Below are 17539 nucleotides of genomic sequence, written 5' to 3' on the forward strand. Positions count from 1 at the left end.
AAATGCTCTAGAGGCTTGGCGAAAATTCGAGAACGGAACCAAAGGTCGTTTTCTTTCGACCGTTGCTATCACTCCATCATGCCCATCAGGTCGCCGATTCGCACGTCGCGGATCGCGTCGAGGGACATGCCCCCACCGGCACCGGCCATGCCGCCCATCATGCCGCTGAGCCCGCCGAGGCGGTTCATCCAGTACATCGCCTGCCGCATCTCCGAGGAGCGCCCGCCGAGGCCCGCGAAGCCGGCCATCCGGCCGGTCCCGCTCCGGCGCCGCACGGCGGCGGTGCGGACGGTCCGGGGCTGGGCCGCGATGCGGCGCGGACCGGCGTGCCGGATCGTGGCCGGGGCCTCCGCCCGGGCGACCGCGCCGGACCGCACCATCCTGCGCGGGATCAGCCGCGGCGCGGCAGCCGGCGCGGGAGCCCGCTCGACCTCGGCGGTGCGCTGGGCCGGGGCCTCGGCGGCGTCCATCACGGAACGGCAGGCCGTGCTGAGGCTCGCCTTCTCCCGTCGCAGGCACGACGTGATCGCCCCGACATTCGGGATGTGCGACGAGCACAGCCGCATGGCGTCGGAGGTGCAGGCGGCCCGTTGCGCCGCCGTGCCCTGAGCGAGGGCCGGTGTCACGGCCAGGAGCAGCGAGGCGGCTGCGGCAAGTGAAGACAATCTCATCGTCGGGGTCTCCTCCAAGCGGGAGAGGGAGCGGCTTCCGGGGGAAGGCCGTCCCTGCTGTGCACCGGCGGCGGACCGGCCGCGGTGTGACGACGCACGCGCTATCGATCTCACATCTCGTCTCGTCTTGCGGAGATTGGTGCCCTCCTCCGCTCGACCGGACGAGACTGGTCCTTTCCGGATGCGATGTCGAGCTGTCACGTGGTCGTCATCCCGGTGAGCGAGGCCGGTGCCCGGCTCGTGCCGGGACGACCTGAGACGACGGGCCGCGGAAAGCCGGTCAGGTCCGCCGGGCGACCAGGAACAGCCTCGGAAAGGGCAGCAGCACCCGCCCGTCCTCCTGTGCCGGATAGGCCCCGCGCAGGGCCGCCTCGTAGCGGGCGAGGTAGGCGCTCTGCTGCTCCGGGCCGAGGGGCGCCAGGAACGGCCGCAAGCCCGTCGCGCGCACCCACTCGACGATGCCGCGATGACCTTGCAGCGGATGGACGTAGGTGGTGCGCCACAGATCGACGGTGCAGCCCGCCCGCGACAGCCAGGTGTCGTAATCCGGGAACCCGCCGAGCGTGGTGCGGGCGCCGGCGGCAGCCGCCAAAGCCTCACGGAACGGCGATTCCTGCGCCACCTCGCGCATCAGACGGTGCGACGGCTCGTCGAGATTGTCCGGCATCTGCACGGCGAGGCAGCCGCCCGGCGCCAGGACGCCGGCAAGCCGCGGCAGCAGGGCGGCGTGGTCGGGCAGCCATTGCAGCACGGCGTTGGCGAAGATCAGGTCGGGCTTGGCGTCCGGCTCCCAGGCGGCGAGGTCTGCCTCGACGAAGGTGATGGCCGGCAGGGTGCGACGCGCCTCTTCCAGCATCGCGGGCGAGGAATCGAGGCCGGTGATCGCCGCCTCGGGAAAGCGTGCGGCCAGCAGGGCGGTGCTGTTGCCTGGCCCGCAGCCGAGATCGATCACCCGGGCGGGCGCGGTGAGTGGCACCCGGGCCAGCAGGTCGGCGGCCGGCCGTGTGCGTTCATCGGCAAATGTCAGGTACTGGCCCACATCCCAATCAGTCATCGGACAGACTCCCCGCCGCGCGTCCCCGCCCCAGCTTAACCGAGAGGGAGCCGCCCGCGCGACGCCGTGCCGTGCCGTGCGCAGCTGGTCCCCCAAACGGAATTCCCTCTGCGGAGACTCGGACATGATCGAAGAATTCAAGAAATTCGCCCTGCGCGGAAACGTCGTCGACCTCGCGGTCGGCGTGGTGATCGGCGCGGCTTTCGGGGCCATCGTCACCTCGCTGGTGCAGGACATGATCATGCCGGTTGTCGGGGCGATCACCGGCGGGCTCGATTTCTCGAACTACTACCTGCCGCTGTCCTCGAAGGTGCAGAGCGGGATGGCCTATGCCGAGGCCAAGAAACAGGGCGCGGTGATTGGCTACGGCCAGTTCATCACCGTGGCGCTCAACTTCCTGATTGTCGCCTTCGTGCTGTTTCTGGTGATCCGCGCGATGAACCAGCTGGTCCGGCGCGAGGAGGTGAAGAAGGAGGACCCGGCCGACGTGAAGCTTTTGACAGAGATCCGGGACCTGCTGGCAGCGCGGCGTTGACGCTCACCGCTTCGCCGGCAATTCCCGCAGGATGTCGTTGAGGGCATCCTCCACCGCCTCGCGGCCGGTGTCGTGGGCCTTCAGGCGGCCTTCGAGGCGGCGCAGCTGCGGGGTGAATTCGGACGGCAGGCCGGGATCGCCGAGATAATCCGGCTTCTCGGTCTCGGCATTGTAGGCCGAGCGAAGCTGCTGCCCGAGATGCTCTCGCACCGGTTGCGGCAGTGCGGCGTCGTGGTTCTCGTGCGGGTCGGAAGGCATCGGGATCCGTCTCGTTGACGTCTGTGGCGCGGGTGTCAAGCCATTCGCGGCGACCATCAACAGAAACGACGATCTCGGGATTTCGTTGCAGATCCCGGCGCAATGGCTGACTGAATATCATGCCGTCGAACAGCAAAAAGCCCCGGTTCCGCACCGGGGCTTTCTGAGGACGAAGGACGCGTCGCCCGAGGGCGGCGCACGAGAGCGCTTCACGATCGCGTTGCCATCGCGAAGCTTCTCTAGCCCTTTGATTTTGCCGCATTGTCTACGACGAACCGGCATCCGCTTCGTCGGAAAATGCTCTCACCGTTCGTCGATCAAGCGTCAGTCGATGACCTGCACGATGCGGCGGGTGCCCGGATCGACCAGCACGACGCGATCATTGACCACGGTGTAGCGGCGACCGCGGATGCCGTACTCGGACGGGACCTCGTAATAGCTCACGCCCGAGGAGGGCAGCACGGTGCCGACTGCGACATCGCCGTTCCAGTCATAGGAGCGGTGCTGGCGCACGGCGTAGGTGCGGAAGCGCGGGCGGTCGTCGACGCCGAGGAGGCCCCCGACGGCGCCGGTCGCGGCGCCGACGGCCCCGCCGACGATGGCACCGACCGGGCCGGCCGCGGCCGCGCCGTCCTCGGCGCCGCGCTGCGCGCCGCCGATCAGCCCTTGGGCGTGGGCGGCCATCGGCAGCGACAGGGCGAGAGCAGCGGCGGCCAGGAAGGTCTTCTTCATCGGATCGGTCTCCGTTTCGTCCAATCTACCCCGGTCGAGCGGGGCAGCTTTCGGGGGGAGTAACGTCGACTGACGCGAAACGGTTCAATCGTGCGGCGGAAAAAGTCGCCGTGAATCCCGCAGGACCCCTCCGGTCCGGATCAGGCGTCCTTCTGCATCGCCGACTGGATCAGCCGGTCGGTGCCGAGATCTTCCTCATCGTAGCCCAACAGTTCGGCCAGTCGGCCGCGGGCGCGGCTGACGCGGCTCTTCACCGTGCCGACCTTGCAGCCCATGATCGCCGCCGCCTCCTCGTAGGAGACGCCTTCGGCGCCGACGAGGACCAGGGCCTCGCGCTGGTCCGGCGGCAGCTTGGCGAGCGCGCTCTGGAGGTCCTCCACGTCGAGCCGGTCGCCCTGGTGCGGGGCGGTGGCGAGGCGGGCGGCGTAGGACCCGTCCTGATCCTCGACCTCGCGCACCCGCTTGCGATGGTCGGAGTAGAAGATATTGCGCAGGATGGTGAACAGCCAGGCATTCAGGTTGGTGCCGGCCTGGAACCGGGCCCGGTGCTGCCAGCCCTTCAGCAGCGTGTCCTGCACCAGGTCGTCGGCCCGGGCGGGGTTGCTGGTGAGCGACAGCGCGAAGGCGCGCAAGGACGGCACCGCCTGGAGCAGCCCGTCGCGGAATTCCGGCAGGACGACCTCGCCCTGCGCCTTGAGCGCCGCTTCCAGGCGCGCGATGAGATCGGCGAACCGGTTGTCCGGATCGGCGTCGCCCAGGGCCTCGTAGGTGGCCCGGAGCTGCGTGCCGAGATGCGACCGGATGCTGGCCGACAGCCCGGGGCGGTCTTCCGCCGACCGGTTCGGGGCCGACGGATTCGGGGCAATGTCTCGCGTCATGGCTCTCGCGTCTGCCTGTCGTCAGGGAGATGGGCCCGGGGGCCGCGACCGGAAAGGGAGAGCTTAGCGACAAACGGGCCGGAACCGATAGGGCCCCGCGACAGGGTCGATGACGCGGCCGGCGCCGCGTCAACCCCCGGCGCCGGCGCCGGTCTCGTCGCCGTCCGGCACGCCGAGGCGGAAGGCCAGCACCTCGCCGGGGGCGAGGTCGGTCCAGCGCTCGTCGCGGGTGAGCGGGCGAGTCGCCACCACGGTCACGATGTCGTCGGGGGTGGTCTCTTCAGCGAAATCCACCCGCCAATCCTCGTCGATCAGCGTCGCGGTGCCGAACGGCGCCCGCCGGGTCAGGGTGCACAGGCGCTTGCCGCAATGGGCATAGAGGGTGCGGCTGTCGGAGAGCAGCATGTTGAACACCCCGAGCCCGTGCAGTTCGGTGCAGAGTTCCCGCACCGCCCCGTCGAGCCGGGTGGGCTTCGGCAGCGTGCCCCAGCGTTCCTCGAGCCGGCCCAGCATCCAGCAGAAGGCGTGCTCGCTGTCGGTGGTGCCGACCGGCTTGAAGCGGCCGAGCGTGAGGCGCTTCACGCCCTTCAACTGGCCGTTATGCGCGAAGGTGAAGGTGCGGCCCCACAATTCGCGGCTGAACGGATGGGTGTTCTCCAGGGACACCCGGCCGCGATTGGCCCGGCGGACATGGGCGATCACGATCCGGCTCTTGATCGGGTATCGCCGCAGCAGCCGGGCGATCTCCGAGCGGGCGCTCGGCTCCGGGTCATGGAAGCTGCGGCTTCCGCGGCCTTCATAGAACGAGATGCCCCAGCCGTCCTGATGCGGTCCGGTCTCGCCCCCGCGGCGCGCCAGGCCCGCGAAGCTGAAGCGGATGTCGGTCGGGACGTTGGCGCTCATGCCGAGCAATTCGCACATGGCGTCCCTCATAGCCCCGCGCTGGTGAGCGGGGAGTGAACGCGCTCAGCCGCGCGAGAGGTAATCCACCAGCGTCATCGCGAACAGGATCCCGACCCAGAAGAAGCCGATGCCGGCAAACAGCTTCACCAGCGGCGGCTCGTGGCGGACCTCCATCGAGACCAGGAGGATCGTCACCACCATGGCACCCGCCACCAGAAGCTCGACGATCCAGACATGCGGGAAGGGGAGGGTGGCGCCCAGAGCCACGTTGATCCCGAGCATCGCCAGGAGCGCACACGCCGTCAGGACCGGCTCGCGCATGTGCCGCCAGAGGATGCGGCGCTCGTCGTGGGTGCCGAACACGGGGGGCCTCCTACCGGTTGAGCACGTAGAGGGTCGGGAAGGCGATGATCCAGATCAGGTCGATGAAGTGCCAGTAGAGTCCGAAGATCTCGATCCGGTTCTGGTGCTGCGCCAAGAAGCCCGGCCGGCTCGCCTGCCAGGTCATCACCAGCAGGAGGGTGATGCCGGTCATCAGATGCAGGCCGTGGAGGCCCGTCGCGACGTAGTAGAGATTCACGAACAGCCGCGAGGGCGGCGAATCCTTGAGCGCATAGGGCCGGTCGGACAGGAACGGCATCATGTGTTCGTGGTAATCGGCGTAGTACTCGTAGCCCTTGAGCATCAGGAACAGGGTGCCCAGAGCCGCCGTGGCGAGCATGAAGCGCACCATGCCGCGCTGCCAGCCGAGTCGCGAGAGCTGGATCGCCCCCGACATGGTCAGGCTGGAGCCGATCAGCACGACGGTGTTGGTGGCGCCGATCCAGACCTTGAGGTGCCGCGCCGCCGCCTGGACCGCCTCCGGGTGGAGCAGGCGCAGAATCAGCGCGGTCAGGAACAGGCCGGCGAAGAGCAGCAGTTCGGTCAGCAGCCACGCCCACATGCCGAGCACGGCGGCGCGCTTCTGCTGCTCGACGGTCGCGAAATGCGAGACGAGCTTGACGCCGACGGGCGCGTCGGTGGCTCCCGCGCTCACGAGTGCTGCCTCCCGGTCTCCTGGGCCTGGAGCGGGTAGTCGTAGGGCACCTTCGGCGCCACCGGCTCGGTGAGGAAGTTGTGGGAAGGCGGCGGTGACGGCACGGTCCATTCGAGGCCCCTGGCATCCCAGGGGTTCGCCGGCGCCCGCTTCCCGAACCAGATCGAGTAGACGAGATAGACCATCGGGAAGAGGTAGCCGACCGCCAGGATCGTCGAGCCTGCCGATGACAGGATGTTGAGGAACTGGAATTCCGGCGGATAGACGTGGTAGCGCCGCGGCATCCCGAGATAGCCGAGGATGAATTGCGGGAAGAAGGTGACGTTGAAGCCGATGAAGATCAGGAAGGCGGAGATCCGGCCCCAGGCCTCGATATACATCCGCCCGGTGATCTTCGGCCACCAGAAATGCAGGCCGCCGAGGAAGGCCAAAACCGTGCCGCCGACCATGATGTAGTGGAAATGCGCCACCACGAAGTAGGTGGCGTGGACGTGCTGGTTGATGGCGAGGGTCGCGAGATAAAGCCCGGTGAGGCCGCCGAGGACGAACAGCCCGATATAGCCCATGGCGTAGAGCATCGGCGTGTCGAGCTTGAGCGAGCCCTTGTGGATCGTCGCGGTCCAGTTGTAGACCTTGACCGCCGACGGCACCGCCACCGCGAAGCTGAGCACCGAGAACGCCACGCTGGCGAAGTCGCTCTGCCCGTTGACGAACATGTGGTGGCCCCAGACGAAGAAGGTCACCGAGGCGAGCCCGATCGCCGCGTAGGCGACGAACTTGTAGCCGAACAGCTTCTTCTGCGCGAAGGCCGGGACGATCTCGGAGATCACCCCCATGCCCGGCAGCACCATGATGTAGACCGCCGGGTGCGAGTAGAACCAGAACAGGTGCTGGAACAGCACCGGATCGCCGCCATAGGCCGGATCGAACACCCCGATATGGAAGGCCCGCTCGGCGATGAGCAGAATCAGCGCCACGGTGATGACTGGGGTGGCCAGCAGGAAGATCAGGCTGGTGGCGTAATGGGTCCAGACGAAGATCGGCAGCCGGAACCAGGTCATCCCCGGCGCCCGCATGGTGTGGATCGTCACCACGAAGTTGAGGCCGGTCAGGATCGACGAGAAGCCCACGATGGTGACGCCGATCAGCGCCGGCACCACCCAGGTGTTCGAGAACGCGGTGGAGAGCGGCGTGTAGAAGGTCCAGCCGGTATCGACGCCCCCGAGCACCACGCTCGCCAGCGTGAACAGCGCGCCGGTCATGAACACGTACCAGGAGGCGAGGTTCAGCTTCGGGAAGGCGAGATCCCGCGCGCCGATCATCAGCGGGATCAGGAAATTGCCGAAGGTCGCGGGGATCGAGGGGATCAGGAAGAACCACACCATCACGACCCCGTGGATCGTGAACAGCTTGTTGTAGGTGTCGTTGGTGAAGACCTGCCCGTCGGGCACCACCAGCGCCAGGCGCACCAGCCCGGCCGTGACGGCCCCGATGACGAAGAAGGCGGTGATGCTGGCGAGGTAGAGCAGGGCGATGCGCTTGTGGTCGGTGGTGAAGAACCATGAGCGCAGGGTGTGCTCGGCATGCAGGTAATCGGCGCCATGGCCGAGGCGGGAATCCGGAGTGTGGGGGTCGCGCAGGGCTGGCCCGCCGGTGATGGTGCCGCTGGTCATCGAACGGACCTCATGGACTGGCTTGCTGCTGCGCCGTCGCGCCCGCGCTCTTCAGGTAGGCGACGAGACGGTCGAGGTCGTCGGGCGGGATCACGGTGCGGAAGGCCGGCATGACCTGCTTGTAGTCGGCGGCGAGCTTCTGCCGGTTCGGGTTCAGGATCTTGTCGCGGAGATACGTCTCGTCGGCCGTGACGGTGCGGCCATCCGCGAGCCGGACCTCGCGGCCGTAGAGGCCGGCGAGCGACGGCGCCCGGACCTTGGCGCCGGGATCGTGGCAGGCGCCGCAGCCATAGGACTCGTAGACGACGCGGCCCGCCCCGGCCTGGCCGCCCTGCTGCGCGCCGGAATTCTGCAACCAGGCGGCGTAATCGGCCTGGGTCATCAGGGTGAGCGTCCCGTCCATTGTCGAATGGTCGGTGCCGCAATATTCCGAGCAGTAGAGCCGGTAGCTGCCGGCGCGGTCGGCCTTGAACCATAGCTCGGTGTAACGGTCGGGCAGCGTCGCCATCTGCATCCGCAGGGCCGGCAGGTAGAGGTTGTGGATCACGTCCTGGCTGATCATCCGGATCCTGATCGGCTGGCCGATCGGCAGATGCAGGTCGTTGATCTCGGACTGGCCGGTCGGGTGCTGGAACTTCCACATCCATTGCCGGCCGATCGCCTCGACCACCATGGCATCGCCCGGCACCTGCTTCGAGATAAAGAACAGCCGGGCGCCCCAGACGAAGAAGATCAGGGTGAGCAGGAACGGGATCAGCATCCAGCTGATCTCGATGAGCACGCTGCGGGTGTTGCCGTGGTGGCGGTCGGCCTGCTCGCCCTGGCGGTAGCGGATCGCGAACCACGTGATCGCGACGAAGACCGGGACCGTGAGCAGGAGGGTGAGGACCGTGAAGGCGAGGATCAGCCAGTCGGTCTCGACCGCGGTGGCGGAGGCCGCCGGCGGCCACAGCCGGAGCGCGAGGTCGGTCGGGTTCATTGCGCGGGGGCTCCGCCGGCGGGCGGCAAGGGATCCACGGCGGAGGGATCGAGGGCAGGGGAATCGAGGGCAGGGGAATCGAGGGCAGGGGAATCGAGGGATGTTCCGGCGATCAGCTGCATCGCGCGCGCGACCGGGATGCGGGCGTGCCCGTCGGGGAGCGGCGCGTAGGTGGTGAGCTGCGCCCTCTCCCGCGCCTCCTGGCGGGCGAGGTCCTCGTAGGGCGCGCCCTGGAGGTTGGGCGGCGGCGGCTGCACCTTGGCGGTCTGCTGCGGCGTCAGGGGCGGGGTGCCGCCGACATGCCAGACGCCGAACAGGTGCATCATCAGCCCCACGGCGGCGATCGCGACGGCGACGGAGCCGGCGAGCCCCGCCACCACGAAGGCGGTGCGGCGGACATCGACATCCTCGTCCTCGAACCCTTCCGGGTTGTGCGGGCCGTGGTCGGGCTCGGGCGGCGCCACGGGCTTGACGCCGGCAAGCCGCAGGAGGCCTGCCGCCGCGACGGCCGAGAGCAGGGCGAAGGGGCCGGGCCGGGTGATGCCGCCGCTCATGAGACCTGGCCCCGCAGGCGGCGATCGACCGGGCCGTAGAGGCCCCCGGCGACGCCCACCACCCCGATCAGCGCCAGCGCGTCGGCCCAGGTGAATTGGAACGCGCCGCGGAAGCCCGGCGTGACGAGCCAGAAGATCTCGGCCCCGTGAAGCACCAGGATCAGCAGGGCGATGCCGGCGAGCAGAGCCGGCCGGCCGGCATTGCGGCGCGGCACCAGGACGATGGCTGCCAGCACCATCACGCCGATCCCGGCCCAGAGTCCGAGGCGGCCGAGCGCCCCGTCCCGGGCGAGGTACCAGCGCGCCTCCTCGGGAAGATTCGCCGACCAGACGGTGAGGTACTGCGCGGCATGGACGAAGCCCCAGATCGCCAGCAGCACCAGGATCGGATCGGCGAAGGCGGCAGCGGTGCGCTGGTCGCGGCCGGGCCGGCCGGAGGAATCGCGCGCCGCGATCAGGGCTGCCGCCGAGACGGCGAGACCCGCCTGAATCGTCATGACCAAGAGGCCGAAGGCCGTCGAGGCGAGGCCCGGATCGGCCGATTGCACCCAATCCTCCGCCGCCAGCGTGCCGGTGACGGTGGTGAGGATCAGGCCGAGCACCGCCTGGCTCCGGCGCCGGGCCGCCGCCGGGCTTCCGGGCTCGGCGGCCGGGCGCCGGAAGATGTTGGCGAGCCAGAGCCAGACCGCCAGATAGACGAGGCTCCGCAGGATGAAGAACAGAGGCGTGAACCACAACGCCGCAAAGGGGGTGCGCGGCGGCAGGCCGCGATCCCACGGATAGAGGCCATTGAGGCTGAGCAGCACCGGCAGCAGCAGCAGGCCGGCAATGGGAAGCAGGCCGAGCAGGCGGCGCAAGGATGCGGCCATCGGTCCGGCGGCGAAGCCGGCGAGTTCGAGCCCCATCAGCAGCGGCAGGGCGCCGACCGGGAGCGACACCAGGATCAGCCAGGCGGCGAGATAGGACGGCATCACCGGGCTGCCGGTGACGCCGGCAAGCGCGCAGATCCCCAAAGCCGCGGCGCCGAGGACGAGGGAAATCGGGCGACGGCTCATCATTTGCCCCCCGGACTGGTCTGGCCCGCCGCGGCGACGGCGGCCTGATCCTCCGCCGGCAGGCTCGCCAGCGTCGCGCCCTGGCTCAGTTGCAGGGCGCGAAGATACGCGACGATTGCCCAGCGGTCGGCCGGCGGCACCTGCGCGGCGTAAGGCAGCATGGTGCCCTTGCCGTTGCTGATCACCTCGTAAAAATACCGTGCCGGGGCCGCCCGCAGGCGGGCTTCGACGAAGGCCGGCGGGCGCGGGTAGCCGCGCTGCACGATCAGCCCGTCGCCATGCCCGGCGCCGCCGTGGCAGGGGGTGCAGAAGATGTCGTAGCGCTCCCGGCCCCGCGCCAGCAGCTCCGGGCTGGCGGAGGCCGGATGTGGCACCGGCCGGTCCGGGCTGTTGCGCGGCACGGTACCGGGCGGCGGCAGCCGCATCGTCTGGTTCTGCGGGAAGAACGGGTTGCTGTCCCAGGTCTTGGATTTGGGCTGGCTCACCATGTTGGCCTGGTCGCAGGCCGCGAGGGCGAGAGGCAGGACGAGGAGGACGCGCTTCACAGCGGCACCCTCCGGATCGTCAGCGGCCGGCCTTGCGGCAGCCGCGCCAGGGCCTGCTCGATCCGGGCCGGGTTGAAGCGGGGGCCCGCGGCCTCGAAGGCGAGGAAGAAGCGGTCCTCGCTGGCGCGGGTGAAGCCCGGGATCGCGAAGGCCGGGTGGTTGAGCCGCGGCAGGCGGTTCTGGACCAGCAGCGCCAGTAAAGCGGTCAGCCCGCCGCAGAGCGTGCCGAACGACACGCTCGGCACCAGGAAGGCCGGCCAGGAGAAGCGGGGCCGCCCGCCGACATCGAACACGTAATCGACGCCGGACGCATAGAGGCACAGGCCCATGAAGGCGAGGCCGCCGGCAAGCGCCGCCCCGAGGGCGAGGAGCGGCAGGATCCCGGCCGGACGCCCGAGACTCTCGGCGACGCGGCGCATCGGCACCGGGCCATAGGTCTCGATCCGGGCGCCGAAATCCCGCTCCTTCAAGGCACCCGCCGCCGCCGCGAGGGCGCCGGCATCGTCGAACTCGGCGCTCACGCCCCAGAGCCGCGCCTGGGCGCTCTCGGCCGGAACCGGCGCCCGCTCGCCGCGCGGCCGCCCATCCCGGTGGCTCTCGGCGACACGCCGCGTCTCGGCGATCGAGACCATCGGCAGGGTGCGCAAAGCCAACAGCAGCAGGGCGAGGAACAGCCCGATGGTGCCGGCGAGCGTGGCGAGGCCCCAGACGCCCATGGAATAGGGATGGGCCGAGGAGGGCAGGAAGTCGTGGCTGAGCGTCACGATCAGCAGCATGAAATGGTCGCCGAAGCTGCCGATGGCGGCGGCGAGGCCGACCAGCGCCACGACCCGGCCGGAGCGGCGGAAGGCGGCGAACCAGAACAGGTGCACCGGCAGCAGGGCGAAGACCACGATGATCCAGAATGCCCAGGCATGGGAGCCGGAGAGGCGCCGCACCAGCACCGCCCGGTCGTAGGCATCGCCGTGCAGCAGACCCGAAAAGATCTCGGTGGCGTAGCAATAGGCCGAGGCGAGCCCGAGACCCAGCATCAGGTGGGCCATCAGGGCGATGTGCCGCTCGGTGATCAGCGCATCGAGGTGAAGCGCCCGGCGCACCAGCACGGTCAAGGCGGCGGTGACGCCGACGCCCGAGAGGAGCGAGGCGGCAAGGAAGCTCACCGGCAGCAGCGTGTCGTGCCAGCCCGGCAGCACGCTGCCGGCGAGCATCACCGAGGCCCCGGTCTGGAGCGAGACGACGAGGACGAGGGCGAGCGCCGACAGGGTGCGGGTGGCCATCAGCCAGCGCTCCCAATGGGTCGACGCCCCGCGCCAGCCGAGCGCCAGGATGCCGTAGGTCTGCGCCTTCATGAGCGTGAGGCGCCGGGTCCGGCCGCGTTCGTCGGCTTCCGCCAGCGCCGCCTCGAAGGCGCGGTCGCGCAGGGTCGCGAAGTCGGGAAGCAAGCCGACATACCACAGCCCCAGACAGACCCCCAGGAAGCTGATGATGTCGATGGCATCCCAGACCAGCGGCGAGCGGAATTGCGGCCAGAGCGCCAGGGTGTTGGGGTAGGGCAGGGTCCAGTAGAACAGCCAGGGCCGCCCGAGATGGATGATCGGGTAGAGGGCGGCGGACGCGGCGGCCAGGATCGCGGTCGTCTCGGCGATGCGATCGATGCCGGAGCGCCAGGACGCGCCGGTGAGGCGCAGGATGGCGGAGGTGAGGAGCGCCCCGCAGGCGATGCCGATCCACCAATCATAGGCGACGATGTCGAGCGCCCAGACGACCGGGTTGTTGTTGTGCCAGATGCCGACGCCGTTGATGAGCAGCCAGGCCAGCGTGACGGCGAAGACGCCGAGGAGCCCGCCGGCGCCCGCAAAGGCGATCCACCACGCCCGCGAGGGGATGCGGGACGAGGCGCCGGTGACGGCGCGGCCGATCGAGGCGAAATCCTCGCCCTTGCCGAGGAGGCCGGCCCGGGCCGGTAAAGGCGTGACCGTCCCGCTCACAGGGCGCTCCCCGGTGTGACGGCGGCATCCTCGACCAGCCGGGCGAGGTAGGTGGTGCGCGGCTTGGTGTTGAGTTCGGCGAGCAGGCCGTAATTGCGCGGATCGGCCGCCGCCGCGGCGACCCGGCTGCCGGAATCGCGCAGGTCCCCGAAGGTGATGGCCCGGGTCGGGCAGGCGCCTTGGCAGGCGGTTTGGACCGCCCCGTCGCGGATCGGGGCGTGATCTCCCATCGTCGACTCGATCCGTGCTGCTGCGATCCGCTGGACGCAGTAGGTGCATTTCTCCATCACGCCGCGGGCCCGGACGGTGACCTCCGGGTTGCGCTGCTGCTGCTGCACCGGCGCCGTGTCGCCGGAATAGTCGAGATAGTTGAAGCGGCGGACCTTGTAGGGGCAGTAGCTGGAGCAGGCCCTTGTGCCGACGCAGCGGTTATAGACCATGAGGTTCAGCCCCTCGCGGTCGTGGAGTGTCGCTTCCACCGGGCAGCCGACTTCGCAGGGCGCCTGCTCGCAATGCATGCAGGGCACCGGCATGAAGTGGGTTTTCGGGGTGTCGATCCCGCCCTCGTAGTAGCGGTCGATCCTGAGCCAGTGCAGCCAGCGGCCGAGAGCCACCTCCTCCCTGCCGACGACCGGGATGTTGTTCTCGGCCTGGCAGGCGGTGACGCAGGCGTTGCAGCCGATGCAGGCATCGAGGTCGATCACCATGCCCCAGGCGCGCTCGGAGCCGTAGCGCCCGCCCGGCGAGGTCGGGGCCGGGGGATAGAGCGAGGGCAGGGCCGCGCGGGAGGCGACCGGAGCGGTTGAGCCCACAGTCTGCACGCGGACGATGTCATGCCCTTCCATGGTGCCGTGGTCCTGCGTCGTCACGGGCGGCGCCGTGCGGCCGGTCTTGGCCAGCGTCGCCTCGGCGAGGCGCCAGGGTGTGGCGCTGGCGCGCAACGGCGAGGCACCGTAGCCGAGCCCGTCCGCCAGCTGCTCGGGAATCCGTCGGCCGTAGCCGAGGACGACGGTGACCGAATCGTCGGCCTGGCCGGGCTGGATCCAGACCGGCCCCTCGATCCGCCGCCCCTCGGCCTCCAGGGTCACGACGTCGCCCTGGCGCAGCTCCTCCCGCTCGGCCAGGCTTGCGCTCACCGCGATCACGTTGCCCCATACCACTTTCGTCAGGGGTTTCGGGAGTTCCTGCAACCAGGCGAGGTTCGCGAGGCTGCCGTCCCAGACACTGGCATCGGGCCGGAACAGCACCTCGACCCGCCGGGCCGGGCCGGCTGGCGAGGGCGCGGGACGGACGGTGGCCACGGTGGCCGGCAGGGCTGCGCCGACGGCCTCGGGCGCGAGCGCGGTATTCTCCAGAAACCCCGCTTGCAGGAACGCCTCGCGCCGCGCCGCCCAGGCGGCCTCGGTCTCGTCGGGCCGGCGCCAATGGGCGTCGAAGAGGGCGGCGCCGTCCTTCGCCTCGGCATCGGTCAGGATCGACAGGATCTCCGGACCTGAGCGGCTGTCATAGAGCGGGCGGATCGTCGGCTGGATCAGCGTCACCGTCCCGTCGAGGGAGCGGGCATCGCCCCAGGCTTCGAGCGGGTGGGCGAGGGGCAGGTTCCAGTCGCAATGGAAGGCGGTCTCGTCCGGGTAGAGCCCGGCATGGATCTTGAGCGGAACCCGCGCGAGGGCGGCGAGGAATCCGAGATCGCCCGGCGCGTCGTAGACGGGGTTGACGTCGAGCATCACCAGGACCTGCACCTCGCCCCGGCCCATCGCCTCCGTCAGGGCCGACAGGGGCTCAGGCCCGAGGACAGGCACCGGTGCGGTATGGAAGACGGTGCGGCCGGTATTGCCCAGCGCCGCGTTGAGGCGGTGGACCTGCGCCAGCAAGTCCGGCCCGGCCTGGGTCCCGGCGAGCACGATTCCGTGGCCGCGGGCCGTATTCAGCGCCGCGAAAGCCTTCTGGCGCCACGCGGCGGCCGGGCCGCTGCGATCCTCTGGCGTACCGCCCCCGGCCTCGGCCAGGAGGTCGCGCACGAGGGCGTCGAGGCCGTCCGAGCCGAGGGCCAGGGGGGAATCGGCCTTGGCCGAGGTCAGGTTCGGGCTCGGGCCGGCATGGTGGAGGGTCAGCAGGCGCCCCTCGCCGGCGGCCCTGCGGCGGGCCTCGATCCAGTCCCGCGCCTGCCCGACCTGGCCGGGCCCGGGATCGAGCACGTCGCCGTCGAGCGAGACGACGATCCTGGCCTGGTCGAAGCGCCAGCGGGTCTCGAGCGGGCGGCCATAGGCGCGGCGGGTGCCCTCGTAGAGCGCGTCCCGCCCGACCGGGGCCGAGACGTGCCAGCGCATGGCCGGGAAATCCCGGCGCATCGCGGCGAGTTGCGCGGCGAGCGAGGGCGAGGTCACCGGCCCGGTGACGAGGTGGAGGCCGCGCCCGCCCTCCGCCGCCTTCAGCGCCGCGAAACGCCCGGTCATCGCGGCGCGGAAGGCCGGCCAGGAACTCGGCCGGCCGAGATGCTGCGGGGTCTGGAGCCGGAACGGATCGTACAGGCCGAGCACCGAGGCTTGAGCGAACACGTCGGTGCCGCCGCGGCTCCAGGGATGCTCGGCATTGCCCTCGATCTTGAGCGGCCGGCCGTTGCGGGTGGTGACCGTGATGCCGTTGGCGAAGCCGTCGATCAGGGCCGCCGAGGCATAGGCGAGGGGGGCGCCCGGGACGATCCGCTCGGGCTGGCGGACATACGGGATCTCTTTCGAGCGCCCGTCCGGCTGGCCGCAGGCGGCAAGCCCGCTCATCGCGAAGGAGGCGGCCATCAGCTTGAGGAAGCCGCGCCGGTCGGGAGCGGCGGCCAGCCGCGCGGCGGCCGGATATTCGGTGTCGAGGAAGGCCCGGAACTCGGGCGACTCCGCCACCGCGTCCAGGCTGCGCCAGAAGGCCGGGCCGTCGCCGCCGGCGAGGCGGGCGCGCAACTCTGCAATGCCGCCGCTCATCGGTGGCAGATCCCGCATTCGGTCAGCCGCTCGCCGCCGCGGATATGGTACTGGCGCACCAGGTCCGGCCCGAGCGTGGCCTGGTTCGCCGGCGGGCTCCAGGTCATGGTGAGGATCTGGTCCTTCGGCCGCACGTATGTCTCGGGGTTGCGGTGGCAATCGAGGCAGAAGCTCATCTCGAAGGCGTTGGCCCGGTAGGTGAGCTGCATGTCGGTGACGCTGCCGTGACAGGTCGAGCAGCCGATGCCGTTGGTGACGTGGACGGCGTGATTGTAGTAGACGTAGCCCGGCAGCTTGTTCAGGCGGGTCCAGACCAGGGGCTGGTCCTTGGCGTAGCTCGCCCGCACCGGTTCCAGCATGTCGGAGCCGGACCAGATCTGGCTGTGGCAGGTCATGCAGGTCTGGGTCGGCGGGATTCCGGCGGTGGCCTGGGTCTCGACCGTGGTGTGGCAGTAGCGGCAATCGATCTTCAATTCGCCCGCATGGTGCTTGTGGCTGAACGGCACCGGCTGGGCGGGCGCCACCCCCACGCCGGTGACGTAGGAGGAGCGCACCAGCCCCGCCCCCACCACCGGCAGCGCCGCCAGGCAGGCCGCACCGGTGAGGAGCGCGAGGCGCAGGAGGGCATCGGCGCCCGGCGCGAAGAGCTGGCGCACGGCGTCAGGCCCCGGTCCGGGAGAAAGCCGAAGCGTCATGACGCAAGGCGGGTTTCACGCTCTGCACGCCGTCCTCGTCATCACGCTCTACGCAGTTCGCCACGATGCAGGGCTAGGTGGCGCAGCGCCCGGCCCCGGCCAGAGGCCGCGTCTGCGAGAAGGGCGGAATGTCACAGCCGGGCGGTCGAGCGCCGCGTCAGATGTCCCCGACCATCAGGGCCGCCCCGGCACCGTAGCCGGGCGGCGGCACCTCGGGGATCGGCCGGAAGCCGTGATGGCGCCAGAAGCCGGCGGCGTTGCCGACCGCGACCAGCACCATCTCGGCCACGGCGCGCCTCCGGGCCTCCGCGCGCATCAGCCCGACGAGTTCGGCCGCGGCGCCGCGGCCCCTCGCGTCCGGGAGCAGCGCCACGTCGTGGATGCACCAGGCGCCTGCCGGCGCGGGCAGGGCACCCAGGAGGGTGTCGAGGTCCGGCACCGAGCGCGCCCGCCAGGGATGGCCGACGGCGTAGCCCAGCAACGCTCCATCGTCGGCGACCAGCGCGAAGCATCCCTCCGGGCACAGCCGCAGGCGCTCGGCCATCACCGCGTCGTCCTCGGGGTAATCCGGGTGGATCAGGGCGGCGATCCGCGAGGCCGTGGCGAGGTCCGACGCCCGCAAGGGGCGCCAGCGGGGGCTGGTCATGCTCAGCGGGCGGCCTCGTACCGGAAGGCCGGCGCGGCCTGGAGGTCCGCCTTGGTCAGCCGCACCTCGGCCTCCGCCACCGTGCCGTCGGGGCCGGTCGCCAGCACCGTGGCGCGGCCCCGCGGCGCGGGCGCGGCCACCGAGCCGGTGGCGTCGTCGACGGTGCCGCTGCGCTTGGCCGGCACGGCGGCAAGCGCCTGGTCGGTCACCCGGGCGCCCGGCATCGTCTCCGGGCCGGCGGTGTTCGCGGCGGCCTCGCTCGGGGCGCGGCCGGGCGTGGTGTGGGAGCTGTCTCTTATACAGCACTCCGAGCCCACGAGAATCCTGAGGATATCGTATGCCAGCTTCTGCTTGAAAAAAAAAAA

Annotated in this window: 18 protein-coding genes and 1 pseudogene; 1 reads left to right on the forward strand and 18 read right to left on the reverse strand. The window is 70.2% G+C overall.

Features of this window, described 5'->3' with window-relative positions; translation table 11 throughout:
- Nucleotides 1–68: 68 nt before the first annotated feature.
- Both VP06_RS39050 and tam read right to left on the reverse strand, forming a co-directional pair.
- Nucleotides 69–671 carry a hypothetical protein gene (locus tag VP06_RS39050; protein WP_048466077.1) on the reverse strand — a complete coding sequence of 201 codons (603 nt, stop codon included), beginning with the start codon at nucleotides 669–671 and terminating at the stop codon, nucleotides 69–71.
- A 280-nt stretch (nucleotides 672–951) separates the two neighbouring features.
- The gene (tam, locus tag VP06_RS22790) at nucleotides 952–1725 is read right to left on the reverse strand and encodes a trans-aconitate 2-methyltransferase (RefSeq protein WP_048466078.1); all 774 of its coding nucleotides are present in this window, start codon (nucleotides 1723–1725) and stop codon (nucleotides 952–954) included.
- 124 nt (nucleotides 1726–1849) lie between these two features.
- On the opposite strand from tam, the gene mscL reads away from it, so the two are divergent.
- Nucleotides 1850–2260: a large conductance mechanosensitive channel protein MscL gene (gene mscL / locus VP06_RS22795; RefSeq protein WP_048466079.1), complete on the forward strand. Its 411-nt coding sequence runs from the start codon at nucleotides 1850–1852 to the stop codon at nucleotides 2258–2260.
- 3 nt (nucleotides 2261–2263) lie between these two features.
- Here the strand turns inward: mscL and VP06_RS22800 are convergent, their stop codons facing one another.
- From VP06_RS22800 to VP06_RS33845, 16 genes and pseudogenes are all read right to left on the reverse strand, one after another.
- Nucleotides 2264–2518 (reverse strand): hypothetical protein, encoded by a 255-nt coding sequence (locus VP06_RS22800; RefSeq protein ID WP_048466080.1) that lies wholly within the window; start codon nucleotides 2516–2518, stop codon nucleotides 2264–2266.
- 324 nt (nucleotides 2519–2842) lie between these two features.
- Complete coding sequence (locus tag VP06_RS22805; protein WP_048466096.1) at nucleotides 2843–3250, reverse strand: DUF1236 domain-containing protein; 408 nt, start codon at nucleotides 3248–3250, stop codon at nucleotides 2843–2845.
- A 140-nt stretch (nucleotides 3251–3390) separates the two neighbouring features.
- Entirely contained in the window at nucleotides 3391–4128 is a 738-nt protein-coding gene (locus VP06_RS22810) for a sigma-70 family RNA polymerase sigma factor (protein WP_048466081.1), read from the reverse strand.
- A 129-nt stretch (nucleotides 4129–4257) separates the two neighbouring features.
- Nucleotides 4258–5049 (reverse strand): class II glutamine amidotransferase, encoded by a 792-nt coding sequence (locus VP06_RS22815; protein ID WP_048466082.1) that lies wholly within the window; start codon nucleotides 5047–5049, stop codon nucleotides 4258–4260.
- 45 nt (nucleotides 5050–5094) lie between these two features.
- Nucleotides 5095–5394 (reverse strand): cytochrome C oxidase subunit IV family protein, encoded by a 300-nt coding sequence (locus VP06_RS22820; protein WP_245291280.1) that lies wholly within the window; start codon nucleotides 5392–5394, stop codon nucleotides 5095–5097.
- 10 nt (nucleotides 5395–5404) lie between these two features.
- The gene (locus tag VP06_RS22825) at nucleotides 5405–6067 is read right to left on the reverse strand and encodes a cytochrome c oxidase subunit 3 (protein ID WP_048466083.1); all 663 of its coding nucleotides are present in this window, start codon (nucleotides 6065–6067) and stop codon (nucleotides 5405–5407) included.
- Complete coding sequence (locus VP06_RS22830; RefSeq protein WP_048466084.1) at nucleotides 6064–7740, reverse strand: cytochrome c oxidase subunit I; 1677 nt, start codon at nucleotides 7738–7740, stop codon at nucleotides 6064–6066. The genes VP06_RS22825 and VP06_RS22830 overlap by 4 nt, the downstream gene beginning before the upstream one ends.
- A 10-nt stretch (nucleotides 7741–7750) precedes the next feature.
- Nucleotides 7751–8719, reverse strand: a complete 969-nt coding sequence (coxB, locus tag VP06_RS22835) for a cytochrome c oxidase subunit II (protein ID WP_048466085.1) — start codon at nucleotides 8717–8719, stop codon at nucleotides 7751–7753.
- Nucleotides 8716–9273 carry a hypothetical protein gene (locus tag VP06_RS22840; RefSeq protein WP_053081990.1) on the reverse strand — a complete coding sequence of 186 codons (558 nt, stop codon included), beginning with the start codon at nucleotides 9271–9273 and terminating at the stop codon, nucleotides 8716–8718. Before VP06_RS22840 ends, coxB begins: the two co-directional genes overlap by 4 nt.
- Complete coding sequence (locus VP06_RS22845) at nucleotides 9270–10328, reverse strand: hypothetical protein (RefSeq protein WP_048466086.1); 1059 nt, start codon at nucleotides 10326–10328, stop codon at nucleotides 9270–9272. The genes VP06_RS22840 and VP06_RS22845 overlap by 4 nt, the downstream gene beginning before the upstream one ends.
- Nucleotides 10328–10873: a c-type cytochrome gene (locus VP06_RS22850; RefSeq protein ID WP_048466087.1), complete on the reverse strand. Its 546-nt coding sequence runs from the start codon at nucleotides 10871–10873 to the stop codon at nucleotides 10328–10330. Before VP06_RS22850 ends, VP06_RS22845 begins: the two co-directional genes overlap by 1 nt.
- A complete protein-coding gene (locus VP06_RS22855) occupies nucleotides 10870–12861 on the reverse strand; it encodes a quinol:electron acceptor oxidoreductase subunit ActD (protein WP_053081991.1) in 1992 nt (663 codons plus the stop codon). The genes VP06_RS22850 and VP06_RS22855 overlap by 4 nt, the downstream gene beginning before the upstream one ends.
- Nucleotides 12858–15833 carry a TAT-variant-translocated molybdopterin oxidoreductase gene (locus VP06_RS22860; RefSeq protein WP_048466088.1) on the reverse strand — a complete coding sequence of 992 codons (2976 nt, stop codon included), beginning with the start codon at nucleotides 15831–15833 and terminating at the stop codon, nucleotides 12858–12860. The genes VP06_RS22855 and VP06_RS22860 overlap by 4 nt, the downstream gene beginning before the upstream one ends.
- Nucleotides 15830–16489, reverse strand: coding sequence for a cytochrome c3 family protein (locus tag VP06_RS22865; RefSeq protein ID WP_048466089.1), 660 nt, complete (start codon nucleotides 16487–16489; stop codon nucleotides 15830–15832). Before VP06_RS22865 ends, VP06_RS22860 begins: the two co-directional genes overlap by 4 nt.
- Nucleotides 16490–16685: 196 nt before the next feature.
- The gene (locus tag VP06_RS22870) at nucleotides 16686–17174 is read right to left on the reverse strand and encodes a GNAT family N-acetyltransferase (RefSeq protein ID WP_048466090.1); all 489 of its coding nucleotides are present in this window, start codon (nucleotides 17172–17174) and stop codon (nucleotides 16686–16688) included.
- A gap of 2 nt (nucleotides 17175–17176) precedes the next feature.
- Nucleotides 17177–17539: pseudogene (locus VP06_RS33845) on the reverse strand (hypothetical protein); the annotation flags it as partial.

Source organism: Methylobacterium aquaticum (assembly GCF_001043915.1).
GTDB lineage: Bacteria > Pseudomonadota > Alphaproteobacteria > Rhizobiales > Beijerinckiaceae > Methylobacterium > Methylobacterium aquaticum.